Annotated in this window: 26 protein-coding genes and 1 tRNA gene; 15 read left to right on the top strand and 12 right to left on the bottom strand. The window is 65.7% G+C overall.

The genetic code is table 11. The features are described from left to right. Positions 1–88: 88 nt before the first annotated feature. Complete coding sequence (locus B9C43_RS16200) at positions 89–1,303, bottom strand: MFS transporter (protein WP_084427250.1); 1,215 nt, start codon at positions 1,301–1,303, stop codon at positions 89–91. Further along, positions 1,300–2,595: a GH1 family beta-glucosidase gene (locus B9C43_RS16195; protein WP_084428231.1), complete on the bottom strand. Its 1,296-nt coding sequence runs from the start codon at positions 2,593–2,595 to the stop codon at positions 1,300–1,302. The genes B9C43_RS16200 and B9C43_RS16195 overlap by 4 nt, the downstream gene beginning before the upstream one ends. A gap of 112 nt (positions 2,596–2,707) precedes the next feature. Here B9C43_RS16195 and B9C43_RS16190 point away from each other — a divergent pair, with 112 nt between their 5' ends. Beyond that, a complete protein-coding gene (locus tag B9C43_RS16190) occupies positions 2,708–3,328 on the top strand; it encodes a TetR/AcrR family transcriptional regulator (protein ID WP_033381294.1) in 621 nt (206 codons plus the stop codon). A 459-nt stretch (positions 3,329–3,787) separates the two neighbouring features. Here B9C43_RS16190 and B9C43_RS16185 read toward each other — a convergent pair whose 3' ends face one another. Then, positions 3,788–4,990, bottom strand: a complete 1,203-nt coding sequence (locus B9C43_RS16185; RefSeq protein ID WP_084427248.1) for an amino acid deaminase/aldolase — start codon at positions 4,988–4,990, stop codon at positions 3,788–3,790. Between the two features lie 88 nt (positions 4,991–5,078). Between B9C43_RS16185 and B9C43_RS16180 the strand changes: the two genes are divergently transcribed. Continuing rightward, entirely contained in the window at positions 5,079–6,416 is a 1,338-nt protein-coding gene (locus tag B9C43_RS16180) for a D-arabinono-1,4-lactone oxidase (protein ID WP_084427246.1), read from the top strand. Here B9C43_RS16180 and B9C43_RS16175 read toward each other — a convergent pair. From B9C43_RS16175 to B9C43_RS16165, 3 genes are all read right to left on the bottom strand, one after another. Further along, positions 6,386–7,057: an NAD(P)H-binding protein gene (locus B9C43_RS16175; RefSeq protein ID WP_084427244.1), complete on the bottom strand. Its 672-nt coding sequence runs from the start codon at positions 7,055–7,057 to the stop codon at positions 6,386–6,388. The genes B9C43_RS16180 and B9C43_RS16175 overlap by 31 nt on opposite strands. 24 nt (positions 7,058–7,081) lie before the next feature. Continuing rightward, on the bottom strand, positions 7,082–7,687 hold the full coding sequence (locus B9C43_RS16170) for a hypothetical protein (RefSeq protein ID WP_084427242.1): 606 nt from the start codon (positions 7,685–7,687) through the stop codon (positions 7,082–7,084). 884 nt (positions 7,688–8,571) lie between these two features. Beyond that, positions 8,572–8,654: transfer RNA gene (locus B9C43_RS16165), tRNA-Leu, on the bottom strand. 126 nt (positions 8,655–8,780) lie between these two features. Between B9C43_RS16165 and B9C43_RS16160 the strand changes: the two genes are divergently transcribed. The 8 genes from B9C43_RS16160 to B9C43_RS16125 all read left to right on the top strand — a co-directional run bounded on the left by B9C43_RS16160 (position 8,781) and on the right by B9C43_RS16125 (position 19,917). Then, complete coding sequence (locus B9C43_RS16160; protein ID WP_033380099.1) at positions 8,781–9,995, top strand: DUF3662 and FHA domain-containing protein; 1,215 nt, start codon at positions 8,781–8,783, stop codon at positions 9,993–9,995. 82 nt (positions 9,996–10,077) lie between these two features. Next, complete coding sequence (locus tag B9C43_RS16155; RefSeq protein ID WP_033380100.1) at positions 10,078–10,536, top strand: FHA domain-containing protein FhaB/FipA; 459 nt, start codon at positions 10,078–10,080, stop codon at positions 10,534–10,536. Then, positions 10,533–11,942: a PP2C family protein-serine/threonine phosphatase gene (locus B9C43_RS16150; RefSeq protein ID WP_033380101.1), complete on the top strand. Its 1,410-nt coding sequence runs from the start codon at positions 10,533–10,535 to the stop codon at positions 11,940–11,942. Before B9C43_RS16155 ends, B9C43_RS16150 begins: the two co-directional genes overlap by 4 nt. Continuing rightward, complete coding sequence (locus tag B9C43_RS16145; RefSeq protein WP_033380102.1) at positions 11,942–13,429, top strand: FtsW/RodA/SpoVE family cell cycle protein; 1,488 nt, start codon at positions 11,942–11,944, stop codon at positions 13,427–13,429. The genes B9C43_RS16150 and B9C43_RS16145 overlap by 1 nt, the downstream gene beginning before the upstream one ends. Continuing rightward, on the top strand, positions 13,426–14,910 hold the full coding sequence (locus B9C43_RS16140; protein ID WP_084427240.1) for a peptidoglycan D,D-transpeptidase FtsI family protein: 1,485 nt from the start codon (positions 13,426–13,428) through the stop codon (positions 14,908–14,910). The genes B9C43_RS16145 and B9C43_RS16140 overlap by 4 nt, the downstream gene beginning before the upstream one ends. Before the next feature lie 2 nt (positions 14,911–14,912). Further along, positions 14,913–16,355 carry a serine/threonine-protein kinase gene (locus tag B9C43_RS16135; protein WP_084427238.1) on the top strand — a complete coding sequence of 481 codons (1,443 nt, stop codon included), beginning with the start codon at positions 14,913–14,915 and terminating at the stop codon, positions 16,353–16,355. 73 nt (positions 16,356–16,428) lie between these two features. After that, entirely contained in the window at positions 16,429–18,408 is a 1,980-nt protein-coding gene (pknB, locus tag B9C43_RS16130) for a Stk1 family PASTA domain-containing Ser/Thr kinase (protein ID WP_033380105.1), read from the top strand. Positions 18,409–18,561: 153 nt separating this feature from the next. Then, positions 18,562–19,917 carry a PP2C family protein-serine/threonine phosphatase gene (locus B9C43_RS16125; protein ID WP_084427236.1) on the top strand — a complete coding sequence of 452 codons (1,356 nt, stop codon included), beginning with the start codon at positions 18,562–18,564 and terminating at the stop codon, positions 19,915–19,917. Here B9C43_RS16125 and B9C43_RS16120 read toward each other — a convergent pair. Next, positions 19,914–20,555 (bottom strand): aminodeoxychorismate/anthranilate synthase component II, encoded by a 642-nt coding sequence (locus B9C43_RS16120; protein ID WP_084427234.1) that lies wholly within the window; start codon positions 20,553–20,555, stop codon positions 19,914–19,916. The two genes, B9C43_RS16125 and B9C43_RS16120, sit on opposite strands and share 4 nt — an antisense overlap. A gap of 90 nt (positions 20,556–20,645) precedes the next feature. On the opposite strand from B9C43_RS16120, the gene B9C43_RS16115 reads away from it, so the two are divergent. Beyond that, positions 20,646–21,329, top strand: coding sequence for an HAD family hydrolase (locus tag B9C43_RS16115; RefSeq protein WP_235038638.1), 684 nt, complete (start codon positions 20,646–20,648; stop codon positions 21,327–21,329). A gap of 24 nt (positions 21,330–21,353) precedes the next feature. Here B9C43_RS16115 and B9C43_RS57535 read toward each other — a convergent pair whose 3' ends face one another. Together B9C43_RS57535 and B9C43_RS16110 are read right to left on the bottom strand one after the other, a co-directional pair. Further along, complete coding sequence (locus B9C43_RS57535) at positions 21,354–21,512, bottom strand: hypothetical protein (RefSeq protein WP_200825553.1); 159 nt, start codon at positions 21,510–21,512, stop codon at positions 21,354–21,356. After that, positions 21,512–22,384, bottom strand: coding sequence for a class E sortase (locus tag B9C43_RS16110; protein WP_235038637.1), 873 nt, complete (start codon positions 22,382–22,384; stop codon positions 21,512–21,514). The genes B9C43_RS57535 and B9C43_RS16110 overlap by 1 nt, the downstream gene beginning before the upstream one ends. Positions 22,385–22,501: 117 nt before the next feature. On the opposite strand from B9C43_RS16110, the gene crgA reads away from it, so the two are divergent. Both crgA and B9C43_RS16100 read left to right on the top strand, forming a co-directional pair. Further along, positions 22,502–22,771 (top strand): cell division protein CrgA, encoded by a 270-nt coding sequence (crgA, locus tag B9C43_RS16105; protein ID WP_033380107.1) that lies wholly within the window; start codon positions 22,502–22,504, stop codon positions 22,769–22,771. A 127-nt stretch (positions 22,772–22,898) separates the two neighbouring features. Beyond that, positions 22,899–23,309 (top strand): PH domain-containing protein, encoded by a 411-nt coding sequence (locus B9C43_RS16100; protein ID WP_033380108.1) that lies wholly within the window; start codon positions 22,899–22,901, stop codon positions 23,307–23,309. Here the strand turns inward: B9C43_RS16100 and B9C43_RS16095 are convergent. Continuing rightward, positions 23,298–24,230 (bottom strand): rhomboid family intramembrane serine protease, encoded by a 933-nt coding sequence (locus tag B9C43_RS16095; RefSeq protein WP_084427230.1) that lies wholly within the window; start codon positions 24,228–24,230, stop codon positions 23,298–23,300. The genes B9C43_RS16100 and B9C43_RS16095 overlap by 12 nt on opposite strands. After that, positions 24,223–24,774, bottom strand: a complete 552-nt coding sequence (locus B9C43_RS16090) for a peptidylprolyl isomerase (RefSeq protein WP_084427228.1) — start codon at positions 24,772–24,774, stop codon at positions 24,223–24,225. The genes B9C43_RS16095 and B9C43_RS16090 overlap by 8 nt, the downstream gene beginning before the upstream one ends. Positions 24,775–24,877: 103 nt before the next feature. On the opposite strand from B9C43_RS16090, the gene B9C43_RS16085 reads away from it, so the two are divergent. Continuing rightward, a complete protein-coding gene (locus B9C43_RS16085; RefSeq protein WP_143446353.1) occupies positions 24,878–25,303 on the top strand; it encodes a hypothetical protein in 426 nt (141 codons plus the stop codon). Between the two features lie 377 nt (positions 25,304–25,680). Here the strand turns inward: B9C43_RS16085 and B9C43_RS16080 are convergent, their stop codons facing one another. Beyond that, positions 25,681–26,220: a DUF2020 domain-containing protein gene (locus B9C43_RS16080; RefSeq protein ID WP_084427226.1), complete on the bottom strand. Its 540-nt coding sequence runs from the start codon at positions 26,218–26,220 to the stop codon at positions 25,681–25,683. A gap of 119 nt (positions 26,221–26,339) precedes the next feature. On the opposite strand from B9C43_RS16080, the gene B9C43_RS16075 reads away from it, so the two are divergent. Beyond that, positions 26,340–26,753, top strand: a complete 414-nt coding sequence (locus B9C43_RS16075) for a DoxX family protein (RefSeq protein WP_033380112.1) — start codon at positions 26,340–26,342, stop codon at positions 26,751–26,753. The last annotated feature ends 32 nt before the right edge of the window (positions 26,754–26,785 follow it).

Below are 26,785 nucleotides of genomic sequence, written 5' to 3'. Positions count from 1 at the left end.
CAAGGCCCCGCAGGCCGGCGTTCTAGCACTCCCCCTCCCCCCGACAGCGTCGGCCTGCGGCTCCCAATTTTTGTCGGTCCACATTTCGCTAGATCGCGGATTTGATTCGGGTCAGCAGGAATCCGGCGATCACGGTGGCGAGTGCGGAAGCTCCGAACAGGCCCGCGTAACCAAGACCGGCCAAGATTCCCGGGGCGACGAGCGGCGCGAAAACCTGCGGCAGCGAATTGGCGATGTTCACGACACCAAGATCTTTGGCGCGGTCGGCGGCGGCAGGCAGCAATTGGGTGAGCAGCGCGAGCGCGACCGCCCAATAGATTCCGAACCCCGCGCCCAGCAGCGGCCCGGCGATCAATGACGCGATCCACGTCGGCCAAATCACCAGAACGAGTGCCGCGGCAGCCATGAACGCCGCTGCTACCAGTACGTACGGCTTGCGACGGCCGGACGTGTCGGAGAGCTTGCCTGCCACGAGCGCGCCGATGACCAACGCGATCCCGTAGCCAGCCATCAAGATCAGCAGCGAGCCTTCCGGGTCTTCGCGCTTGACCGCGTCCTTGAGGAAGAACAACAGGTAGAACGTGCCAAGCGCGTTGCCGAGGTTGACCATGAAGTGGCAGCCCCACATCCACGCGAACGCCGGGTGCTCGCGCGGCGAGATCCACAGGTCCAGCTTCGTCTTGCGGACCAGTTCCTTCGGCAGCACGGTATCCGGCGTGAACAGCACGAACACGACGCCGCCAAGCAGCACCACGACGGCACACGCGAGATAACCGGCGACCAGCCCGGTGACGATGGACGTGACCAGAACAGCACCGAGCACAGTGCCGAACATCTGGCTGATCCCGACGAATCCACCCGTTTGCGCACGCTGGTCGACGGGGACGCGGTCAGGAATCGCGGAGATGAGGGTGGCCAGCATGGCGTTCAGCCCGACCTGGACAAGGCACCAGCCGAGCACCATCACCACGACATTGCCCGCCAGAGCGAGGACCACGAGCCCCACCGCGCCGACGACCGCGCCACTGATGGTCCACGGATGGCGACGGCCGAACCGTGACGTGGTCCGGTCGGACAGCAGCCCGGCCAACGGGTTCACCACAAGCGCGACCAGGCCACCGGCCCCGGTGACGATGCCGAAGACCAGTTCCTTGTTGGCGGCGTCGAGCAGCTCGGCCTGCTGCGGCAGCAGTACCTGGATCGGTGCGTAGATCGCCAGCCACAACCCGAGGTTGGCCAGGAACAGCAGGGTGATCCAGCCTGCGCGAACCCGTTGGACGGGCTCGGATAAGGCGGTGGTCAACGAGCGCCTCCGATCACGCCGCGGTACCAGTGGAACGAGTCCTTCGGGGTCCGCGAAAGGGTGTCGTAGTCGATGTGGACCAGGCCGAAGCGCGGCTGGTACCCCTTCGACCACTCGAAGTTGTCCAGCAACGACCACACGAAGTAGCCGCGCACGTCGACCCCTTCGGAGATCGCTTTCTCCAGTGCCGCGAGGTGTTCGGTGTGGTAGTCGATGCGTTGCCGGTCGTGCACGCCGTCGAAGCTGCAGCCGCTTTCGGTGATGTAGACCGGCGGCAAGGCGTCGGCGTAGCGGCTCTTGAGAGTGGTGAGGAACTCCCGGAGACCATCGGGGACAACCGGGGAATCGTTGGTGGTCAACGGATATCCCTCGACCGGCCGAAGCTCGAACGGCAGCGGGTTGCCCTCGCCGGGCTTCGCGACACCCTGGGGTTCGTAGTAGTTGACGCCGTAGAAGTCCAGCGGGGCAGCGATTTTCGGCAAATCATCGGCGTAATCACTTGGCAGGTAAGGAATTACCTCATCAGGGTACTTCCCGGTGAGGACCGGGTCCGAGTACATCCAGTTGATCACGGCACCGAGGTGTCTTGCGGCGGTCAGGTCGCCTTCGTCCTGACTGGCCGGCCAAATCGGACTGTGGTTGTTCGCCGTGCCAACGTTTTTCGCCCCCGCGGCCCGGAGTGCGGTGACCGCGAGACCATGCGCGAGGTTCTGGTAGTGCGCCGCGGGCAAGGCGTCGAAGAGCAGAGCCTTGCCGGGTGCGTACTCGCCCAGTGCGTAACCGAAGAGGGTCTCCACCATCGGTTCGTTGAGCGGAATCCACATCTCCACCCGGTCGCCGAGGCGCTCGCCGACGATCTGCGCGTACTCCGCGAACCGCTCAGCGGTGTCCCTGACGAGCCAGCCACCGTTGTCTTCCAACGGTTGTGGCGTGTCCCAGTGGTACAAAGTGGTCACCGGCGCGATGCCGGCCTCGCACAGCGCGTCGACGAGGTTGTCGTAGAAGTCGAGCCCCTCGACGTTGACCTCGCCATGACCGGTCGGCTGAATCCGTGGCCACGCAACCGAGAACCGGTACGCCTTGACGCCGAGCTCGACCATCAACGCGACATCCTCGGGGAAGCGGTTGTAGTGGTCACACGCGATGTCGGCATTGTCCCCATTGTGGATTTTGCCCGGTGTCGCGCAGAAGGTGTCCCACACCGAGACGCCGCGCCCACCCTCGCGCGTCGCACCCTCGATCTGGAAAGCCGACGTGGACACACCCCACACGAAGTCGTCCGGAAACGCCATCGCCACCCCTTCTCCGGCCGAATGTGAAATTCGTTCGGATACTAGATGCGATGTCACTCACACGCCAGCAGCGAATTCACGGCAAGATAGGTGCTGAGCAGAGGAGACACTTGTGGCGAGTCCGACCCCACTGAGGCGTAAGCCGGTACAGCAACGCAGCACGAAGCGTGTCGAGCAGATGCTCGAGGCCTGCGCGGCACTCATCGAAGAGGTCGGCTACGACGGAGTCACGACAACCCTGATCGCCGAGCGCGCGGGCGTCGCCGTCGGCTCGCTGTACCAGTTCTTCCCGGACAAACGAGCGGTCGTCCGCGAACTGACCCGCCGCAACCTCGAGCACTTCCTGAAAGTAGTCGGCGAACGCTTCGAAACGACCTATGTGGACCACTGGTGGGACGCGGTGGACCTGGCGATCGACATCTACGTCGACATGCACAGAACGATCCCGGGCTTCAGCAAGCTGCACTTCGGTGACGTGGTCGACCTCGAACTGCTGGACGACGGCGAAGGCAAACACAACAACGAAGTGGTCTCCGAGCGGCTCACCGAGATCGTGGCGTCCAAAGCCGGCCTGCCCGCCGAAGACCTGATCCTGCCGATCACCATCGCCGTCGAAGCCACCGACGGCATCCACAAACTCGCCTTCCGCCGAGACCCCAGCGGCGACCAGACAATCATCGACGAAGGCAAATACCTGCTCAGGCAGTACCTGTCGAGCAAGGTCGGCAAGTAGCAGCGCCACTCTCGGCCACACGAACGGTCCGTTCGCAAATCTGGTTGTCCACAACCGCCCAGTAACCCCTTTGACCAGGCCTTATCCCCGGTAGACTGGCCTGGGGTCGTCCCCCCGGGAGTGGTGGGGGATGTCCTTTTCTGGGGGTTGGGGGTTGTCAAAAAAGTCGGTCGGTGCAGGGCGGACCTCAGTTGGGGCTTTCTAGGTGAAGGTGATCCTTCGGTGTCTCAGCTGCAGGGTGGCGCCTCCGGTGCCGCAGCTTCCCTGCACGGGGTGGCTTTCTGGTGCGGCAAGTTCCCGGGTGCGGTAGCGCAGGGGTGGGCTTCGTGGGTGTTCCCTCCGGGACACCTGCGCCCAGACAACGAGGGGAAAATGCAAGCCCCTCCCTCTGGGTGGCCTCCCTGCCATTCAAGAGCCCGAAACAAACCTTCACGCAGACCCAGTCACAGGAAGCCAGATTCAGCCGAAGTTGACGGCTTCCCCCCGATAGGTCGGGACCGTTCGTTCGACGCGGTCACCTCGAACCAAGTGGTACTCCTGGAAGCGCTCGGCCAGCTCACCCGCCTTGGAGTGCCGCATCCACACGCGGTCGCCGAGTTTCAAGGTGTCCGCCGCCGCGCCAACAACGGGAGTTTGGACCTCGCCCGCCCCTTCCGTACCCAGCAGCTTCAACCCCTGCGGCAAGTAAGGCTGTGGTAGACGGTCCGGGGTTCCGGTTCCCGAAGCGACATAACCGCCAGCGAACAGCGTCGCGATACGGGGTGCAGGTCGGCGTACAACCGACAACGCGTAGAACGCGGCGGGTCGTGGGCTGAACCCTCGGTAGCTGTCGAAGAGCCACGGGCCGATCAGGCCTGAGCCTGCCGCCAGCTCTGTCACCGACGGGTCCGCTGAGGTCAGTTCGAGGCTTCCGGTGCCCCCGCCGTTCACGAATTCGAGGTCTGTCACGCCGCGGATCGCGGCGATCGCGGCGCTTCGGCGCTTGATCAGTTCTGGGCCGGAGCGGCGTTGCATCCAGGCGATGACCGCGCCTTTCACCGGGTTTCCCGGTGGGTTGTCGCCGAGGCCGGCGATTTGGCCTTCGTAGGACATCACGCCGACCAGGGAAAAGCCTGGGCGACGAACGATTTCCTCGGCCAGCCGCACCGCTTGCCGCGAGGTGCGGACCGGGGAACGGCGGGTGCCGACATACACGCCTGGCAATGGGCGCCATGCCGCGTCGAATTCCAGGCAGATCCGAATCTTGGGATGATCCACGCCAAGGGCTGCGTCGATCAGGTCCAGGTGCGCGGCCGAGTCGGCGATCACCGAGATGACCCGGGCCGCTTCCGGGTCGGCGGCGAGGTCACGGAGTGCGGCATGGTCCGTTGTCGGATAGGCGACCAGGATGTCTGTGTCCGCCAGCGGCGTATCACGCCATTTGCGGGTCAGCCACAGCGCTTCGCGCAGCGAGTACGCCATCACGCCTTGGTAGCCGGGCATGCCGAGGGCGCGTTCGAGCAGGTAGGCGCAGCGGATCGACTTGCTGGCCACCCGGATCGGCCGGCCGTGGGCGCGGCGCACGAGCTCTTTCGCGTTGGCGTCGAACGCGTCCAGGTCCACCACGGCGAAGGGCGGATCGAGTCCCTTGGTGGCGGTGTCCAAGTCGGCCTGCTGGGTCACGTCACCACAGTACGTCGATTTCGGTTGAAATGTGAATAGGATTCACTTACGGTGTGTCGAACATCCTGCCGCGGAAGGCCTTGCGTCTATGACTGCTCTGAAGACCAGCGCTGACGGTCAGATCCGGTGGACGAACTGGGCGCGCACCGAGATCGCCGCCCCGGCCACGTTGTCCAGGCCTGCCAGCGTCGAGCAGATCAGTGAGGCCATCAGCACAGCCCGAGCCAAGAAGCTGCCGGTCAAGGCGCTCGGCACGGGCCACTCCTTCACCGCCATCGCCGCAGCACACGCGAGCGCGGCCATCGACCTGTCCGGGTGGACCGGGGTCGAGTCGGCCGACATCGAGTCCGGCCTGGTCACTGTTCGCGCCGGGACCACGATCAAGCAGCTCAACGCCGCACTGGACCGGCTCGGCCTCGCCATGATCAACCTTGGCGACATCGACGCCCAGACCATTTCCGGTGCGATCTCGACCGGGACGCACGGCACCGGCGCGAAACTCGGCGGCATCGCGACCCAGGTCGCCGCGTTGCAGCTTGTGTTGGCCGACGGTTCTGTTGTCGCCTGTTCGGCTGACGAGCGGCCGGAGTTGTTCGACGCGGCACGTGTCGGCCTTGGCGCGCTTGGCGTGATCAGCACGGTGACCTTGCGCTGCGAGCGCTCTTTCTGTTTGCAGGCCGACGAACGACCGGTGCCGCTTGAGGAAGTGATCGAGCAGCTCGACGAGCTGATCACGGGGCACGACCACATGGAGTTCTACTGGTTCCCCTACGGTCGCAAGGCTTTAGTGAAGCGTAACGACCGCCTACCGCTCGACGCGGCAGTACGACCGCTCAGCCGACCGCGGCAGTTCTTCGAGTACACCCTCATGGAAAACGTCGTGTTCGAGGCGGTGTGCCGGATCGGCCGAGCGGTGCCGAAGTTGGTCGAACCGTTGAATCGGCTGTCGTCCACCGCGTTGTCGCCGCGGGCTTACAGCGACTGGTCGCACCGGGTCTTCGTGACCACGCGCAATGTGCGGTTCGTCGAGTCGGAGTACGCGGTGCCCAGGGAGTCCCTGATCGACGTGCTCAACGAGCTGCGGGCGATGGTCTCGACCTTGAAGGATCCGGTGATGCTGCCGGTCGAGATCCGGGTGGCGGCCGCCGACGACATCTGGATGTCCACGGCGTACCAACGGGATTCCGCGTACTTCGCGATCCACCAGTACCCGGGCATGCGGTATCGGGAGTACTTCGACGCCTTCGAGAAGATCGTCGCGCAGGTCGGCGGGCGTCCGCACTGGGGCAAGATGCACAGCTTGGACGCCGCCGCGCTGCGGGAGCTCTACCCCAGGTTCGAGGATTTCCGCCGCGTGCGCGCCGAGGTCGACCCGGATCGGGTGTTCCGCAACGCCTATTTGGAGCGCGTGCTCGATTTGACCTGATTGATCGCGATGTCGATCGGGGTTGGCCCCTTGGCCAGCTCCAGGGTTAGCCCGATGGTGTCGTTGTCGTCGAGCAGTCCGACCAGGACAGCCGCGACTTCCTCGCGCGGCACTTTGCCTGGCGGAATGTGGAAATCGATGTTGACCAGGCCGGTTGCCGGTTCGTCAGTCAGGTGCGCCGGGCGCAGGATGGTCCAGTCGAGGTCACGCGACCGCAGGTCTGCTTCCGCGGCGGCTTTCGCCTTGAGGTAGATGCGGAAGGTCTCGTCGACCGACGGGTCGTCGGCGCGGTCCAGTCCATACGAGCTGATCTGGATGAACCGCCGGACTCCGGCGATCTCGGCGGCTTGGGCGAACAGGACCGCTGCGGCGCGGTCGACGGTGTCCTTTCGCTCGACTCCGCTGCCGGGCCCGGCTCCTGCCGCGAAAACCGCGGCATCCGCGCCGTCAAGCACCTTGGCCACTTCGTCGGCGGTTGCCTGCTCCAGATCGAGCACAACCGGTTCGGCGCCTACTTCGCGCAGGTCGTCCGCCTGCGCGGGATTGCGGATCAAGCCGACCGGTTCGTCGCCACGGGTCGAGAGAAAACGTTCGAGGTAAAGAGCGATCTTGCCGTGTCCACCGGCGATGACAACTCGCATGCGGACCAGCGTAGGCCGGTTCGGTCAGGCCGACAGAACTCGCTCGTAGGCGACTTCGTTGACCCAGCGGGACACCGCGTCGATGCCCGCGGTGACCTTGTCGTTGCGGCCAGGCAGGTCCAGCTCGACGCCGTTGTCCGGGTCGGCGCTGACCACGGCGACGCCGTAGTTACGGGCGCGCGGCAAGCAGTTCGCCAGGTAGTCGTGCGTCAGGACGACCGACGAGGGAACGACCATCGCGGTGTCGCCGTAGCGAGCGAACGGCGCCAGCGCGGCAAGACCGGTCCGCCAGTGCCGCGAAACCGCCAGCACACCGACGATCCGCACGGCGGCCGCGGGCACCTGGCCCGCGAACTCCGGCCAGACCCACGTGGAGACGGTGGCGCGGTCGGTGACCGGTGCCTGGCCGAGGCAGATGCGCTCGGCGTGCGCGTCGGGCAGGAGTTCAGCGACAAGCGAAACCCGACGGCCGAGCAGCGTCATCGGGGGGAGCGCCACACCCGGCCAGCCGAGCTGGGCGACGGCCGCGGACGCGAGCTCGTCATCTGGAGCGGGAAGCTCGACGGCGGACGGAATGGGCAGTGAAGCCGCGTCCTGAGTCACTGCCATGCGCCCTGGAATGCCGGTCACGAAGCCCCGCCTCCTTCGACTCGACCGTGTCCCTGGTGGTCACGGGCCGAACTGGTACATGGAATTTGGTACCAGCTGCGCCAGCCCCACGGATCTCCATTCCGCTCTTCGGCGACCAACGGCGCCGAGCGGTCGGTGACCGGTCGGTGAGCCGCCAGCCGACTTCAGCCGGGCGATGCGGCCGTCCGGGTGAGACAAAGACGGGCGGTCCCCCACCACAAGCACACGCAGTAAAAGTGACCCCCGCCACAATTGAGTGAATTACAAGCCTGTAATTCCCTGTCCCAAAGGGTCTAATTTCGCGCCAAACATCACATGCTCCCGGCGAGCCGCCTTGCAAATCCACGTTGTCCCGCGCCAATGCCTTCGCTCAACCGTGCGAGTCAAGGCAGCGGAAAGACAAAAGACGTCCCAAGGAAGCCACCACAGGAAAGAACCCTCGCATTAGGGCGAAGGAACCACCGGCAAATCCAGTTGTCCACAACCCCCAACAACCCTATTGACCAGCCACAATGCCCGATAGACTGGCCAGGGGTCGTCCCCCCGGGAGTGGTGGGGGATGCCTTGGGGTGGGGATGTTGGGGGCCGCAGAAGGCTCTGCGGTAGGGCTGACCTGGGGAGGCGCCCGCCAGCGCGGCAAGCAACCATCCGCGGTACGCGAAGCGCAAACCGCTGACGAAGACCCGTCCAGCCCTGGAGGCCCAAGGCCCGTGGAGAGGTCTGCGGAAACCCGCAAAACACCTGGTGCAAGCGCAAAGCAACAGCGCTGGAAAGCAAGAAACCCCGAACCGTGGGGGGTTTGGGGGGCTCGGCCCCCCAATATTATGACGAGACGCCCTCTGCGAAGTTGCGAAGCAACGAGCAGAGAGCGTCGAGGCGTCTCGTGGGCGAGGAGGGAGTTGAACCCTCACGTCCTTTCGGACACACGGACCTGAACCGTGCGCGTCTGCCATTCCGCCACTCGCCCTGAAGTGACCGCGGAAGCGTAGCACGGCGTTTGGGGTCAGTTTGCAGGGGGTTGGAACATCCCGGTGTCTCTTGGGCCGCGCCCGGATACGATCGGGGAAGGAGCGTACGTGTGGAGGGATGATCCGTGGGCCTCGTGCAGCGCTTCGAGCGCCGGCTCGAAGGCATCGTGGGTAATACCTTCGCGCGTGTGTTCGGTGGCAACGTCGTGCCACAGGAGGTCGCGCAGGCGCTTCAGCGAGAGAGTGAGGACAACATCCGTGAGTTGGCCGGCGGCAGGCTGCTGGCTCCCAACCACTACGTCGTGCAGTTGGGACAGGCGGACCACGATCGGCTCGCAGTGGATGAGGAACGCATCATCACGCTGCTCACGGACGTCATCTCGGAGAATCTCGCGGAGCACGGGTGGGACACCTATGGTGACGTCGTAGTCTCCCTGGAGCGCTCCGACGCGCTGCACACCGGACAGTTCCGAACACGCTCGTCCGTCGACCCTGACGTAAGCCGACGGCCGGCATCACCTCGCAACGCAGGAGACCGATCCATGAGCCAGCCTCCCGGCTACGGCCAACCGCCTGAGGGTGACCCGTACGGCCAGCAAGGCCAGTACGGATACGGCCAAGGTCAATACGGCAACGATCAGAACTACGGCCAGCCCCCGCAGCAGCAAGGTGGCTACGACCAGGGTTACGGCCAGCAGCAGGGTTACGGCCAGCAGGGCTATGACCAGGGTTACGGCCAGCAGCAAGGTGGTTACGACCAGGGCTATGGCCAGCAGCAGGGTTACGGCCAGCCCGGCGGCTACGACCAGGGCTACGGCCAGCCTCCGCAGCAAGGCGGCGGGTATGACCAGGGTTACGGCCAGCAGGGCGGCTACGGCCAGCCCGGTGGCTATGACCAGGGTTATGGCCAGCAGCCCGGCGGCTACCCGCAGCAGGGTGGCTACGGCCAGCAGCCCGGCGGCTACGGCCAGCCCGATCCATACGGTCAGCAAGGCGACCCGTATGGCCAGCAGGGATATGCGCCGCCTGCCGTCCAGACCGGTCCGCGTCAGCTGTCGGCGAGCCTGCAGCTTGATGACGGTTCGAACCGCACGTACTCCCTGAAGCAGGGCGGAAACGTGGTCGGCCGTGGTCAGGACGCGGACTTCCGGCTGCCCGACACCGGTGTTTCCCGTCGTCACCTCGAGATCACGTGGGATGGCCAGAGTGCCACACTCGCAGACCTCGGTTCGACGAACGGCACCACGGTGAACGGCACTCCGGTGCAGACGTGGCAGCTGGCTGACGGCGACGTCATCCGCATCGGTCACTCGTCCCTAGTGTTCCGCACCCAGGGCTGACGTTCAGTCGTTCGCAGGGCTTGAATACAGTCTCTGTATTCAAGCGGTGTCGGCTGCGATTTTCAGGGAGCGGTCACAACAGGTGCCAGAGCTGGTGATGCAGTTGACCAGAGCAGGGTTTCTCGTCCTGCTCTGGTTGTTCGTGGTTGCCGCGCTGAGGATTGTGCGCTCAGATCTGTACGCGGCGTCCGGGTTGAAGGTCGGGATCCCCGGGTTCCGCCGGGACAAGTCCGGCAAGGGTCGGGGCAAGGCGCCGCGGCAGCTCGTGGTGACCCACGGTGCACTCGCGGGTACGCGGATCTCGTTGGACGGACGGCCGATCATGATCGGGCGCGCCGATGATTCCACGCTTGTGCTGGACGACGACTACGCGTCCACGCGGCATGCGCGGATCTCGCTGCGCGGGACCGACTGGTATGTCGAGGATCTGGGGTCGACGAACGGCACGTACCTGGATCGCGCGAAGGTGACGGCGCCCATGCGGGTGCCGCTGGGGGTTCCTATCCGCATCGGCAAGACGGTGATTGAGCTGCGCTCATGACCCTTGTCCTCCGTTACGCGGCTCGCAGCGACCGGGGCCTGGTGCGTTCGAACAACCAGGACTCCGTGTACGCGGGACCGCGCCTGCTCGCGCTTGCGGACGGGCTTGGGGGACACGCCGCCGGTGAGGTGGCGAGCAAGGTGGTTGTCGGCGCGTTGGCGCCGTTGGATGACGACACGCCTGGTGAGGACCTGCTCGGCCCGTTGCGCGACGCCACTGTCGCGGGCAACAACGCGATTTCCGAGCTGGTGACGAGCGATCCCGAACTGGACGGGATGGGCACCACGCTGACGGCGATGTTGTTCGCAGGCAACCGAATCGGCTTGGTGCACGTTGGGGACTCACGCGCGTACATGCGCCGCGGCGAGGTGTTCTCGCAGATCACGCACGATGACACGTTCGTGCAGTCGTTGATCGACGAGGGCCGGATCACCGCGGAGGAGGCGTCGAGCCATCCACAGCGATCGTTGTTGTTGCGTGCTTTGACCGGCCATGACGTCGAGCCGAGTCTGACGGTTCGCGAGGCACGGGCCGGCGACCGGTATCTGCTGTGCTCCGACGGGCTTTCCTCGGTTGTGAGCTTCGAGACGCTTTCCGAGGCGATCCAGATCGAGGATCCGCAGGCTTGCGCGGACCGCATGATCGAGTTGGCGTTGAAGGGCGGCGGCCCGGACAACGTGACGGTGATCATCGCCGACGTGGTGGACGTGGACTACGGCGACGACGATCCGATCGTCGGTGGCGCCGCTGGTGACGGCCGCGAGGACCCGCCTCCGCCGGACTCGTCCGCGTCGCGTGCCGCGGCGATGACCGCGGCGGCGCAGCCACGCCCGGAGCCGCGCAAGATCGACCAGCCCGAGCCTGAGGATCCGAAAGCCAAGGGCCGCAAGCGGTTGAAGATCGCCGCGCTGTCCCTTGTGGTGCTGGTGCTGCTGGTCGCGGGCGCGTTCACGATCCGGTACATCGTGCTGCGCAACTACTACGTTGGTGAAGGAACCGGCGCCTACAAGGGCGAGATCGCGATCTTCCAAGGTGTTCCCGGCAGCGTGCTGGGTATCCCGTTGCAGCGTGAGGTGCAGGGTTCCTGCGACCCGGCGCTGGACAAATGCAACAAGCGGTACGTCGATCAACTCGACGAAGCCGGCAAGGCGACCGTGCTCGGCGGTAGCAACACTTATGGCAGCCTGAATGAAGCGCGTGAGTTCATAAACCGGCTGCGGACCGAGAACGTCCTCGATCCGTGTCCCGATGTGATCGCACAGCAGCAACAACGACAGAACCAGTCGGCGACGTCCACGCCGCCGACGGACCCGGCGAACCCTGAGGTGGCACCGAGCGTGCCGACTTCGGCGCCGCGTCCCGGTGTGGACTGCCGGCCCGAGCACAACGAGGGTGGCGGCGGCTAATGGCGCAACCGGTTCCCGTCGGGGCGGGTCCGGCGACGGCGACCGGGCAGGGCAACAACAGCAACCCCGCGATGCAGCCTGTGGCTCCGACGCGGCGGAGCACAGAGTTGTGGATGCTCGCCTTCGCCGCCGCACTCGTCACCGGCGCGCTGACGTTGGTCTCGATCAACCAGAAGCAACAGCTGACCATCCAGATCCTCTGGTACGGCCTGGCGTTCATGGCGGCGTTCGCGATCACGCACGTCGCGGTGCGCAAGTGGGCGCCGTACGCGGATCCGCTGATCCTGCCGTGTGTGGCGCTGCTGCACGGGTTCGGCCTGGTGATGATCTACCGGATCGACCTGGCCAAGGCAGAGCAAGCGCTTGCCAGAGCTCGGGAGTACACCGCGTCCGCGCCGAAACAGGTGCTGTGGACGGCGATCTCCCTGGTGCTGTTCCTCGCCGTGCTGTTCATCGTGCGCAACCACCGCGTACTGGCCAAATACGGCTACACCGCCGGTCTTGTCGGCCTGTTCGCGCTGGCGCTGCCCGCGCTGCTGCCCGCCAGCATCTCGGAGGCCAACGGCGCCAAGGTGTGGCTGAAGCTCGGCATCTTCTCCATCCAGCCAGGTGAGTTCGCGAAGATCCTGCTGATGGTGTTCTTCGCGTCGTTCCTGGTGTCCAAACGCGACTTGTTCATGGTGGCAGGCCGCCGGTTCCTCGGTCTGGAGCTGCCACGGGCGCGTGACCTCGGCCCGATCCTGGTCGCGTGGGGCGTCGCGATCGGCGTCCTGGTCTTCGAGAAGGACCTCGGCACCTCGCTGCTGATCTTCGGCATCGTCCTCGCGATGCTCTACGTGGCAACGGAACGCGCCGCGTGGGTGATCATCGGCCTCGCCCTGTTCATCGGTGGCGCGCTGATCGCGTTCTCGCTGTTCACGCACGTCCAGCAGCGTGTGGCGAACTGGCTGACGCCGATGAACAACGAGGTGTACGAGCGGCTCGGCGGCAGCTACCAGATCGCGCAGGGCCTCTTCGGCCTCGGCACCGGCGGGATGGCCGGCACGGGTCTTGGCGCCGGACGGCCGGACATCGTGCCCGAGGCGAGCACCGACTTCATCACCGCGGCGATCGGCGAGGAGCTCGGCTTCATCGGCCTGGCCGCGCTGCTGATGGTGTACATGATCCTGGCCATGCGCGGGCTGCGTAGCGCGGTTGCCGTACGCGACAGCTTCGGCAAACTGCTGGGTGGCGGTCTTTCGTTCGCCATCGTCATGCAGCTCTTCGTCGTGGTCGGCGGCGTGACCGCGCTGATCCCGATGACCGGTATCACCGCACCTTTCCTGTCGTACGGCGGTTCTTCACTGCTGGCGAACTACATCCTCATAGCCTTGCTGTTGCGGATATCCGACGCCGCTCGGCGGCCACAGACCGGTTCGCGCCCGCGGCCGGTTCAGCAGGCACCAATCGCGGAGGCCAGCACGGTGATGGTGGAGCGGCCGTCATGAACACACCTCTTCGCCGGGTCGGTCTGACCATGCTCGTGATGGTCGTGTTGTTGCTGGCCAACATCACGTACATCCAGATGGTCAAGGCCGATGACTACCGGGCCGATTCGCGCAACCAGCGGGTGCTGTTCGACGAGTACTCCCGTGAGCGCGGCAAGATCATCTCCAGCGACAACAAGCTGGTCGCGACGGTCACACCGACCAATGACCGGCTGCGCTTCCTGCGCCAGTACCCGCTCGGCGCGGCGTTCGCGCCGATCACCGGGTACTACTCGGTCCGGTACGGCTCGCGTGCGCTGGAGCGGTCGGAGAAGGAGATCCTGGACGGGTCGGATGACCGGCTGTTCGTGCGCAGGCTCTCGGACCTGATCACCGGTCGCGACCCGCGCGGCGGCAACATCCAGACCACCGTCGACTCACGCATCCAGCAGGCCGCGTACGACGCGATGATCTCGGCAGGCTACACCGGTTCGGTCGTCGCGATCCGGCCGCAGACGGGCGAGATCCTCGCGATGGTCTCCACACCGTCCTACGACCCGAACCCGCTGTCGTCACACAACGGCGACGAGCAGGAGAAGGCGTGGACCAGCTACCGGGACGACAAAGCTAAGCCGCTGACCAACCGGGCGATCCAGGAGACCTACCAGCCTGGTTCGACCTTCAAGCTCGTCGTCACGGCGGCCGCGCTGGAAGACGGCATGACCAAGGACGAGCAGCTCACCGCAGCGCCCAGCGTCAAGCTGCCGGGGACGCGCGACGCCACCCTGGAGAACTTCGCAGGCAGTCACTGCGGCCCTGGTGACGCTCCGACGGCCACACTGGAGCTCGCGCTGTCGGTGTCGTGCAACACCGCGTTCGCTGAACTGGCAGGCAAACTCGGTGCGGACAAGCTGCGTGAGCAGGCCACCAAGTTCGGCATCGGACAGCCCGACCTGCAGATCCCGATGGGCGTCGCGGAGTCCAACATCGGCCCGTTGCCGGACGCGGCCTCGCTCTACCAGACCGGCATCGGCCAGCGTGACGTCCGGCTGACCCCGTTGCAGGACGCCATGATCGTCTCGGCGATCGCCAACGGCGGCACGCTGATGCGCCCACAGCTCGTGCAGAAAGTGCTGGCACCGGATCTCTCGGAGATGGGGAAGTTCCACGCCGACGAGCTCGGCAGGGCGATGTCGACGTCCAACGCGGCCGTGTTGCGCGACATGATGAAGAAGTCCGAGGACAACACCAGGGGCAACGGCAAGGTCAACGGCCTGACCATCGCGTCGAAGACCGGAACCGCCGAGCACGGCACCGATCCGAAAAACACCCCGCCGCACGCTTGGTACGCCGCTTTCGCACCGGCGGACAACCCACAGATCGCTGTCGCCGTCCTTGTTGAGAACGGTGGAAACCGCGGGCTCGCGGCAACCGGTAGCAGCGTGGCGGCTTCGGTCGGCCGGGCCACCATCAACGCGATGCCGGGAATCGGAGGTAGGTGAGCATGCTGACGTCGGGGCAGCTGCTTGCCGACCGGTATCGGTTGGTGCGGCGCATCGCCGTCGGCGGCATGGGTGAGGTGTGGGAGGCCGCCGACACTCGGCTGGACCGTGCCGTCGCTGTGAAGGTGCTCAAGCCGGAACTCTGTGGCGACGCGGAGTTCCTGCACCGGTTCCGCACCGAGGCGCGGACGATGTCCTCGCTCAACCATCCCGGAATCGCCTCCGTGCACGACTACGGCGAGACAGCCGCGACACCGGACGGCCCGCAGGACACCGCGTACCTGGTGATGGAACTGGTCGAGGGCGAGCCGCTGGCGTCGATCCTGGCCAGGGAGGGCCGGATCAACGCGGACCGCACGCTCGACATCCTCGAGCAGGCGGGTAACGCTTTGCAGGCCGCGCACGCTGGCGGTTACGTGCACAGGGACGTCAAGCCGGGCAACATCATGATCACGCCGGTCGGCGTGGTGAAGCTGACCGACTTCGGCATCGCCAAGGCCGCCGACGCGGCGCCGGTGACCAGGTCGGGCATGGTGATGGGAACGGCCCACTACATCGCGCCGGAGCAGGCACTCGGCCACGACGCCGAGCCTGCCAGCGACGTGTACTCACTGGCCGTGGTCGGTTACGAGTGCCTGATGGGGCACCGGCCGTTCCTGTCGGAGAACGCGGTCACGGTGGCGATGATGCACATCCGCGACATCCCGCCGCCGCTGCCACCGGATGTTCCGCCTGGCGCCAGGGCGGTCATCGAGGCCACACTCGTCAAGGACCCGCGCCAGCGCTACAGCAACGGTGGCGAGTTCGCCGCGGCGGTCGCCGCGGTCCGTGCCGGTCGTCCGCTCCCAACACCGTCGGGAATGGCGTTGGCGGCCGCGCACCCAGTGACACCTCATGGCACACATCCCGGGACACATCCGGGCATCGTGCCCGCCGGCATGCCCCAGCCGATGGTGCACGGCACTGGTTCGTTCCCGTTGCCACCCCGCCGGCCGCGTCGCGGCAGCCGGGCATGGTTGTGGACTTTGCTCGCGTTGCTGCTGGTAGCGCTGGCTGTGCTGGCTGTGTGGGCGGTCCCGAGGCTGACCGGGTCCAGCTCCCGCTCACCTGGCTCGCCCAATCCGGTCGGCGGCACCGCCACGCAGGCGACCCCCGGGGTCAGTTTCCCGGCGGACGGACCGGCATATGGTGAGCCCAACGGACAGGGCCGGCCGCCCGTGGTTCTGGTGAAAGCCGGGGAACTGCTCGGCCACCCCGCCTCGGAAGTAGTCGAGCGGTTACGGGAGGCTGGTCTCCAACCGGATGTTCGATCGCTACGGTTGTCAGGCGAACCGTCGCACGACCTGCGGACGTGCTACGTGACAAGCGTGCAGCCGATCGGACAGGTGGACCAGGGGTCGAAGGTGACTGTTGAATGCGACCCTGACAGACAGCCACCTGGTTGAAAACGGCCTGGCGGACCAGCAAGAGCGGGCATGATGGGACCGAGAAGTTGACTAGGAGCGGGACTACGCAGCGATGACGACACCGCGACTGCTCTCCAATCGCTATGAGCTGGGCGAGACGCTCGGCTATGGCGGCATGTCCGAGGTTCACAAGGGCCGTGACGTTCGGCTCGGTCGTGACGTCGCGGTGAAGGTGCTGCGTGCCGACCTGGCAAGGGACCCGCAGTTCCAGGAACGTTTCCGGCGCGAGGCCCAGAACGCGGCCGCGCTCAACCACCCCGCGATCGTCGCCGTCTACGACACCGGCGAGACGCGCACCGAGTACGGCCCGCTGCCGTACATCGTGATGGAGTACGTCGACGGACGGACCCTGCGCGACATCGTCAAGACCGAAGGCCCGCTTCCCGGTCAGCGCGCCATGGAGATCATGGCGGACGTCTGCGCGGCACTGGACTTCTCCCACCGGCACGGCATCGTGCACCGGGACGTCAAACCAGCCAACGTCATGATCACCAAGACCGGCGCGGTCAAGGTGATGGACTTCGGTATCGCCCGCGCGGTGCACGACGGCCAGGCGGCCGTCACGCAGACCGCCGCGGTGATCGGCACCGCGCAGTACCTTTCGCCCGAGCAGGCCCGTGGTGAGGCCGTCGACGCGCGAAGTGACGTTTACGCAACGGGTTGCGTGCTGTTCGAGTTGCTGACCGGCGAGCCGCCGTTCACCGGTGACTCCCCTGTCGCCGTTGCCTACCAGCACGTTCGGGAAGACCCGCGCAAGCCGTCGCAGCTCAACTCCCGGGTCAGCCCGCAACTGGACGCGATCGTGCTGAAGGCGATGGCCAAAGGTGCGGCCAACCGCTACCAGTCGGCCGCGGAGATGCGGATGGACATCGTCCGCGTGCTGTCCGGGCAGCGCCCGTCCGCGCCGATGGTGATGACCGACGACGACCGCACCGCGATGCTGGGCCAGCAGACCCGGGTCAACGACGTCCCGCGCGGCAGACATCGGCCGGATTCGATGGCCGACGACTACGACGACTACGACGCGTCGGAAGAAGAGCGGAAACGGAAGCGCCGCAAGGCATGGATGACCGCACTGATCACCTTGCTGGTGGTCGCGGTGATCGTGCTCGGCATCTGGCTGACGACGAAACTGTTGTCCGGCAACAACTCCGGTGCGGAGTTCGTCGATCTGCCCTCGGTGAAGGGGGCGCAGGAGAACCTCGCCCGCAACCAGCTGGAGCAGGCGGGCTTCAAGGTCACCATCGCTGGCGTCAAATGTGAGCCGCCTGGCCCCGGCCAGGCGGCTCCGTGCCAACCGGAGGACGTCGGCACGGTCATCCAGCAGGACCCGGCGCCCGGCAAGGTCGAGGCCGGCAAGACGGTCACGCTGACCATCGGCCGCAGCGCGAGCTCGGTGCAGGTGCCGGACGTGCGTGGCAAGACCAAGGAAGACGCCACGAGAGCGCTGCAGCAGGCCGGTCTGCAAGCCTCGCCGGACGAGACCACAGAGGACACCACCGACTCGAAGCTGATCGGCAAGGTCTCCAGCACCCAGCCGCCGATCGGCGTCGAGGTGCCCAAGGGCTCGACGGTCAAGCTCGTCGTCGGCAAGCAGCCGGCCCAGGTGGACGTGCCGGACGTGGTCAACCAGGACTTCGAGGCCGCCAAGACCAACCTGGAGAACGAGGGCTTCAAGGTCACCCGCAGCGATGTGGACTCCGACAAGCCCAAGGGCATCGTGGTCGCGATGAGCCCGAAGAAGGCACGGCCGGGCGCCACGATCACCCTGCAGGTCTCCAAGGGCCCGACGGAGGACCCGAACCAGATCCAGATGCCCAACCTGGTCGGCAAGAACGAGAACGCCGCCCGCCAGGAACTGCGCAACCTTGGCTGGGAAGGTGACTTCAGAGTCGACCCTGACGACACCAACGACGTGTCCAAGCTTGGCCAGGTCGCGGAGCAGGACATATCGCCTGGGACGAAGATCGCCAAGAACCAGACCGTCAACGTGAGAGTGTTCAGAGACTTCAAACCGGGTAGCACACCCTGACGCCTTGCGGTGTGTGATCCATGGTTTTGTATGTTGTTGCCCCGAGATCTGGCCTGGCGGTACCTGGGCGCCGCAATGCCCGGAAAGGCGGAATGCAATGGTTGGGCGACTTCGCACAGCACTAGCCGGCTTCATTGAGAGTCCACGCTGGCCATGACCCTTGCGCTGAAGTACGCGGCACGTAGCGACCGAGGGTTACACCGGTCCAACAACGAGGACTCGGTGTACGCCGGGCCGCACCTGCTCGCCATCGCGGACGGGATGGGCGGGCACGCCGCGGGAGAGGTTGCCAGCAAGGTGGTCATCGCCGCGCTTGCGCCTCTCGACGAGGACGTCCCCGGCGACGATCTGCTCGGCAAGTTGCACGAGGCAGTTGTCTCGGGCAACGACACGATCGCGGAACTGGTCGATCAGGACCCCGACCTTGAAGGCATGGGGACCACGCTGACCGCGATCCTGTTCGGCGGCGGCAGACTCGGCCTGGTCAACATCGGGGACTCCCGTACCTACCTGTTGCGCGACGGGCAGTTCAACCAGATCACCCGGGACGACAGCTTCGTGCAGTCGCTGCTGGACGAAGGCCGGATCACGCCCGAGGAAGCGCTCACACACCCGCAGCGCTCGCTGGTGCTGCGCGCGTTGGTCGGTCACGAGGTGATCGAGCCGACCCTGCAGGTCAGGGAGACCAGGGCGGGCGACCGGTACCTGCTGTGCTCCGACGGGCTGTCGGACGTGGTCGGCTTCGAGAAGCTGGCCGAGACAATGCAGATCGCCGACAGGCAGGCCTGCGCGGACAAGATGATCGAGCTCGCGTTGCAGGGCGGCGGCCCGGACAACGTGACTGTGATCGTCGCGGACGTGGTTGAAGAGGAACCGCAACCCCAGGCCACGCAAGCGTTCGAGTCTTCGAACAACCACATGCACCCGGTCGGCCCGACGACGTCACCGCCGCGGCCGCCGGTCCAGATGCCGCCCCAGCAACCACCGCCGCATCAAGCCACGATGCAGCAACCGCCGCAGCAACCGCAGAAGAAGAAAAAACGCGGCCGCAAGATCGCGATCATCGTCGCGGTGTCGGTCATCTTCCTCGCGTTGATCGGGGCGGGCATCCGGTACCTCGCGTACACCAACTACTACGTGGGTGTCAGCGACGGCGGGGAGATCGCGATCTTCCAAGGCGTCCGCGGCACGGTGCTCGGCGTCGGACTGCACCGCAAGGTCGAAGGCTCGTGCGCACCCGCGGCAGGCCCGGACTGCCGTCCACTTCGGATCGAAGACCTCGGTGCGACCAACACGACACGGGCCAACGAGGGCTTCCCGGTCAACGACCTCGAAGCGGCACGGCGGACGATCAACACGTGGCGCAGCGAGGACCAGCAGCCGGAGCCGCAGCAGCCGGTGAACTGCCCGACGCCACTGCCAGGGTCGTCCGCGACCAGCACGCCCACCGACGTGCCGTCGTTGCCAGGCGAGACGCCGCCGGGCAGCAGCACTCAGCCGAGCTGCTAGCGGACCGCAGCAGCCTCGGTGAGCGTGCGCATCCCGCGCTCGAGCTCGGCCACCTTGTGCTCGGGCACCGGGTGGCCGCAACCGGCAAGCCAGTTCGCCAGCATCCGGTGACCGCCGTCGGTGAGCACCGACTCGGGGTGGAACTGCACGCCTTCGATCGGCAGTTCGCGGTGCCGCATGCCCATCACGATGCCGCTCTCGGTCTTGCCGGTGACCTCGAACTCGGCCGGGATCGTCTCGGGCAGCACGGTGAGCGAGTGGTAGCGCGTCGCGGTGAACGGATCCGGCAGCCCGGCGAGGACGCCGGCGCCGTCGTGGTGCACCTGGCTGGTCTTGCCGTGCAGCAACTCCGGCGCCCGGTCGACAGTGGCGCCCCACGCGACGCCGATGGCCTGGTGGCCAAGGCAGACGCCCAGTACCGGGGTCTTCCGGTCGGCGGCCTGCTTGATCAGCTCGATGCTCCGGCCCGCCCGCTCGGGCGTGCCAGGACCAGGACTGACCAGAACGCCGTCGAACCCGTCGAGCTGGAGATCAGCGGAGTCGTTGCGCAGCACGACGCACTCCGCACCCAGCTGGGCCAGGTACTGGACCAGGTTGTAGACGAAACTGTCGTAGTTGTCGACCACCAGCACGCGCATGCCACCATGCTATTCGGCCACGGCCACTGCATTTCGGCTGACTCGAAAAAAGTGGTGCGGCCGTACCACTCTGCCCGTAGGCTGCCCGGTGTGAAGCGAGTGCTGATCTTCGACGCGGACGACACCCTGTGGGAGAACAACGTCCTGTTCGAGCGGGTGATCGACGACTTCCTCGACTGGCTTGCCCACCCGACGATGGACAAGGCCCAACTGCGACCGATCCTCGACGACATCGAGCGAGCCAACATCGTCACGGTCGGCTACGGCAGCAAAGCCCTGCTGCACAACCTCCGGGACACGTTCTCGCACCTCTACGAACGCGAAGTGTCCGCCGAGGAGAGCAGGCAGATCGAGGAGCTGGCAGTCACCCTGATCGACCACCGCGTCGAGCTGATCGAAGGCGTCCCGGACACCCTCACCGAGCTCAGCAGCCGCCACGACCTGCTGATGCTCACCAAGGGCGACACCGACGAGCAGCAGCGCAAGATCGACCACTCCGGTCTGGCGCACCACTTCCAAAGCATCCACATCGTCGCCGAGAAGGACCTGGACACCTATCGGCGGCTGGCCAAGGAGCTGACCCTGGACGTCGGCAACACGTGGATGATCGGCAACTCACCGAAGTCGGACATCCTGTCGTCGAGGGCAGCGGGCATGAACGCCGTCTTCATCCCGAACGTGCACACCTGGGTGCTCGAAGAGGACGAACTCGATCCGAGCGATCAGGGCGTACTGCACCTGGAGAGGTTCACCGACCTCCTCAAACACTTCTGACGCGTCGCCCCGGTAGCACTCAGGTCATTCCTCGGTCGTCACGTTGTTGAACCAGAGCTTTGGCTCCAGCCACGGGAAGACCACGAACAGCAGGAGTGCGATCACACCGAGGATCAGGATCGTGGCGATCGTGATTCTGACCGCCAGCGGGCCGGGGATCTTGCGCCAGATCCAGCCGTACATCAGTCGTTCTCCGAAAGGGCGGGGGGCAGCTCGTTGGGTGCGGCCGGGTTCTTCGCTGCCTGGTCGGTCAGCACGAGGTGCACGATGAGCCGCTGTGCGTCCGAGAACTTCGGGTGGCACGTGGTGAGGGTCATCAGTGCGGCGCCCGGTTTTGTGCCGGGAGCGGCGTACGGAACGGGCGAAATGACCCCGCCCTGCGACGGCTTGACGATTTCCCGGCCGGAGACCTTGGCGTAGTCGGCGCCGAGCTTGTTCACGCGCTCACAGCGTGGGCTCTTGTTCTTCACCGAGTCCCAGTTTTTCGCCTCGCTGTCCAGCGGGAGCATCCGGTAGGTGAACCAGCTGGTGGAGGTCTCGATCACCACCGCGTCGCACGACTGCAGCAGGTCCAGGTCGTTGAACGGGGCGCCCTTGCCGACGCGGTGGCCCGCGACGGAGAAGTTGCCGTGCTCGCCCGGCAGCGCGGTGCCCTTGTAGTGGCCCGGTCCGCTCTCCAGGGTCTTGTCGTTGGTGCCTTCGAGCACTGTGAAGTGAAAATCCGGTCCGAACTTCGGGATGTAGAGCTTGGCGAAGCCCTTGCCGTCCTCCAGCTCGAACTTGTTGGTCCGCTCGCCGCCTTCGACGACGTCCGCGCCGGGGTGCTGCCACTGGTCGTCCAGCGCCGCGGTGGCTTCACGCTGCTTGCCCGCGGAGAAAAGATCCGTGATGTAGAGCTCGTAGACCACGAAGAGCAGCACGATCATGCCCGCGGTGATCAGCAGTTCGCCGATGTTCCGGACTACATTCCGGGCCCGGTCACCGCTCTGCGGCGGCCCGTCCTGCAGGTCGCCGTACAAGCGCCCAGAGTCGTAGTCACCCTCGTGAGTTCCCACTCGTACTCCCCTGGTGGTTCGCGAGCCTTTTCGACTACGTTAACGTGTTCCCACGGCGGCAGTTGCGGACCTCCGCTTGCCGCCGTATACGCACGCATAACGCCAGGCGAGGACACGATGCCCAAGTCCAAGGTTCGCAAGAAGAGCGTCTACACGGCGCCCGCCAGCGATCGCCGTACCCCGGTGAAGGTGCGTGGGGGCGGCCCTTCGCATCCGCTGTACATCGCGGTGATGCTCGGTGTCATGGTGATCGGCCTTGCTTGGCTGGTGGTCAACTACATCGCCGGGCAGGACATCCCGTTCATGTCCGACCTGGGGAACTGGAACTTCGCGATCGGCTTCGCGCTGATGATCGGCGGCCTGCTGATGACCATGCGGTGGCGCTGAAAACCTGCTGTTCACTCGGTCGCGGGACGCTGGACTACACCCGTTCAGCCCAGCGTCACTGAACCACAAGGATGTAACTCATCCCCAGTGTGGACAACTCTTGTGGATAAGTAGGACGCATCGTCACGTGACGTCACCAAAGGCCCGTCTTGTCTGGTCAACGCCACCGCTCCTGGTCGCTGTCGGCTGGGTGGCGACGGCCGGTGCAGCGACGTGGGCGCTCCTCAACGACGACACCGCGGGACGTGTCCTCGTCGGCCTGGCCGCGCTGGTCGCGGCATTGCTGGCGTTGCACGGCACGCTCGCGCGGCCGCGTCTGGCAGCCGACAGCAACGGACTTGTTCTGCGGCGATTCGCCAGCAGGAGGCAGTGGACGTGGGCTGAGGTCAACGTCCGGCTGGTGCGCACGCGCAGGCTCGGCCGCGAGGTGAGCACGCTTGAGCTCGACGCCGAGGACGACCTGGTCGTCCTCGGCTGGCTCGATCTCGGCGTCGCCCCTGAAGACGTCGCCGACGCGCTGCGCGAACTACGTACTTGATACCTGCCGGTAGCAGCTGACCTGCGAGTTCTCGTGGACGCACGTCGCGGGCCGGTCGAACCCGCTGTCCCGGACGAAAACCAGTCCGACCAGGACGACGAGCACCGCGAGCAGGGTCGCGACCTGCACTTTCGTCCGGATCTTGGCCGGTGGGTAGAGCAACCCCAGGGCGACCACGGCGCCGGTGATCAGTCCGCCGATGTGGCCGAAGATCGAGATGTTGGCGATCGTGAACGTGAAGACCAGGTTCAGCGCGATGATGCCCAGTGCGGGCGCGATCGGCAGTTTCAGCCGGAACACCGCGACCGCGAGCGCGCCCATCAGGCCGAAGATCGCGCCTGACGCGCCGGCCGTGTACCCGTAGTCGACGATCACCCTGCCCGTGCTCGTGCGGGAGGCCGTCTCGGGGTCGAACAAGAACACCATGACACTGCCGCCGAGCAAGGACACCAGGTAGAGCGCGAGGAACCGGACCCGTCCGAACAACATCTCCAGGTCACGGCCCACGATGTACAGCGACACCATGTTCACGACCAGGTGGATCACGCCGTAGTGCAGGAAGCCGTTGGTGATCAGCCGCCACCACTCACCGCCCGCGACCGCGGGCGGGTAGAGCACACCGAGTTCGAACGGATACGAGAACTGGTTGTTGCTGATGCTCTGTGCCTGCACGGCGGTCAGCACGAAGATCGCCACGTTCAGCACGAGCAAGATCGGCATCACGATCGGCTTCGTGTTCAGCTCCGCACCGGCGACAGTCACTGCGCGTCGCTGCGTACGCCTGCCCTCGTTCACGCAGTCGACGCACTGGTAGCCGACAGACGCTTCCCGCAGGCACTCAGGGCATGACGGCCGTTCACACCGGACGCAGCGCAGCCCCGTCGGCCGGTCCGGGTGCCGCACGCAGACTTCGTCAGCCACGCTCGATGACCACTCGGTTGATCACCACGTCCTCGACCGGCCGGTCCTGACCGGCGGTTTTGACGCGGGAGATGGCGTCGACGACGTTGCGCGACTCCTGGTCGGTGACCTCGCCGAAGATCGTGTGCTTGAAGTTCAGGTGTGGCGCCGGCTTGACCGTGATGAAGAACTGGGAGCCGTTGGTGTTCGGCCGGTTGATGTTGGCCATGGCCAGCAGGTACGGCTTGTTGAACTGCAGTTCCGCAGTGAATTCATCCGGCACGGTGAAGCCGGGACCGCCACGGCCGGTACCGGTCGGGTCGCCGCCTTGGATCATGAAGCCGTCGATGATCCGGTGGAAGATCGACCCGTCGTAGTAAGGGCCGGACGTGCCGCCCTGTGCGTTCTGCGGCGAATACTCCTTCGTGCCCTCGGCGAGCCCGACGAAGCTCTTCACGGTTTTCGGGGCGTAATCAGGGAAAAGGGCGATCCGGATGTCACCGAGCGTGGTCTGCAGGGTGGCCGTCACCTTGATCCCGACGAGTGATTCGTTGCTGTCTGCCACGCCCTCAATCGTGCCATCCAGAGCGAGAACGGTTCGGAAGGGGCAGGATGGGGAACCTGTCTATTAACTAATGACCCGCGACCCTATGGCGAGGTGAAGGCACATGACTCGGACCCCAGAGGCGGTGGACAAGGCCGTCGACGCGGTCCGCCGGGCGGAGCACAAGCTGGTCGAAAGCGCAGGAGATGTGGCGACCAAGACCCGCCGAACCCGCCGCAAGCTGGCACGCAAGGCCAAGGCCACCCGCAAGGACCTGGTGAAAAGCGCCAAGAAGGCCAAGGAGACGGCCCAGCAGCTGGCAGGCGCGGAACCCAAGCGCCGTCGCCGCTGGCCGTGGATGATCGCCCTGATCGTGGCGGCCGCCGGAACCCTGGCGGCAGTGGCCAAGGCCAAGGCGAGCTCGCAGGAGCAGGAAGAGGCGGTCACGCCGGAACCCCGCTCCGAGGACGAAAAGCCTGCCGAGACATCAAGGCAGCAGGACAACGGCCGCCCGCAACCAGCCAAATCAACCACGCAAACGAAGAAATAGCCGCCGGCAAACCCCTGTTCGCCCAACCTCGAAATTGGTGAACGGGGGTTTCGCCATGCGATTTCCACACGAACCGGCCCCGGCCGTGGTTCGTGAAAACGCTCGCGAGCGCAGCCAGGCCTTCTCTTGACGATTGGGCTTCGCAGGTTCCACCCGCGCCGCTCCTACTCAACCCCGAGTAACCAAGCGCGAACCCGCCCCAAACAGCCCCCGCCCATCCCGGGGGGCGACCCCGAGTCCATTCTATCGGGGATAAGGGCTGGTCAAAGGGTTACTGGGTGGTTGTGGACAAGGAGATTCACGAACGGGCCGTTGGTTCGAAGTTAACTCCGGTGCGTCACAGATTGGGTGAGGGCTGACTTTGTGGTGACGCTGAGTCAGAGGCCGAGGGTCGCGATGGCTTTTTCGGTGACGCGGCGGGCTTTGATCGACTGGGCTTGGTTCGTCGTAACGATCACGGCCGTGCCTTCCTTGGCCACCGCGTAGACCGAGCCCTTGTCCCCGCCCTTCGAACCGCCCTTCCAGCCCGCTGGCGAGCTCGCCGGGTTTGACGAGTCGATGGGGGCGGCTTCGTCCACGAGTGCCTTCGCGTTCTTCGCGGTGCCGACGTAGACCCGGACGGTGAGCTGGACGTTGCCGTCGGCTCGGTAGAAGAAGCACGCGGGGTGCGGTTTGTCCGCGGAGATGCGGACCTTGGTGGCGCGCTGCCCGTTGGCCTCTGCGACGAAGGCGCTTTCCAGGTACGGGCATGGGCCGTCGGCCACGGGTTCCGGGGCAGGCGGTGGGCCTTCCGGTTGGGTGGTCGTCGGCGTTGTCCGCGTCGGCTGGGTGTTCTGCGGCGTGGGATCGGCGTCGGGGCTGGTCGAGCAGCCAGCCAGGCAGCACGCCAGCAACAGGGCTGAAGTCAGTCGCCTCATAGGTCCGCCAGTCAACCAGAGTCCTTCCGAGTGATCTCCCGGCACCTCGTTGAACCTTCTACAGCCACGCGGCGTAACTCCGTGCGCACCTTGCAATCCTGCATACGTAAGGGGTATGGATGGACGCCATCCTGAGGCGCAGGGAGGACCTGCTCTCAATTTTTCGGATCGTGGTCGGGTTGTTGTTCGTCAGCCACGGCGCCGCCAAGTTGTTCGGCGTGCTGGGTGGACGGACCGTCCAATTCGGGGCGTGGCCATCGTTTTACGCCGCCGTGATCGAACTCGTCGCCGGTGGAGCCGTGCTGCTCGGGATCGGAACCCGGGTGGCCGCGGTGATCTGCTCCGGTGAGATGGCCTATGCGTACTTCGTCAGTCATCAGTCGAAGGCGTTGTGGCCGATCGAGAACGGCGGTGAACTCGCCGCGATCTACAGCTGGACGTTCCTGCTCATCGCGTTCTTCGGACCGGGGACTTGGACGTTGTCCCGGTTGTGGAACAAGCGGAAGCAGACCGCGGAACCCGTGGCCGGCTGAGCGAGCACCCTGGGTCCTGGCAGCGTCGCCGG

Origin of the sequence: Kibdelosporangium aridum (assembly GCF_900176515.1) — a bacterium.
Lineage (GTDB): Bacteria > Actinomycetota > Actinomycetes > Mycobacteriales > Pseudonocardiaceae > Kibdelosporangium > Kibdelosporangium aridum.
This window is presented reverse-complemented; position numbering and strand designations above follow the sequence as displayed.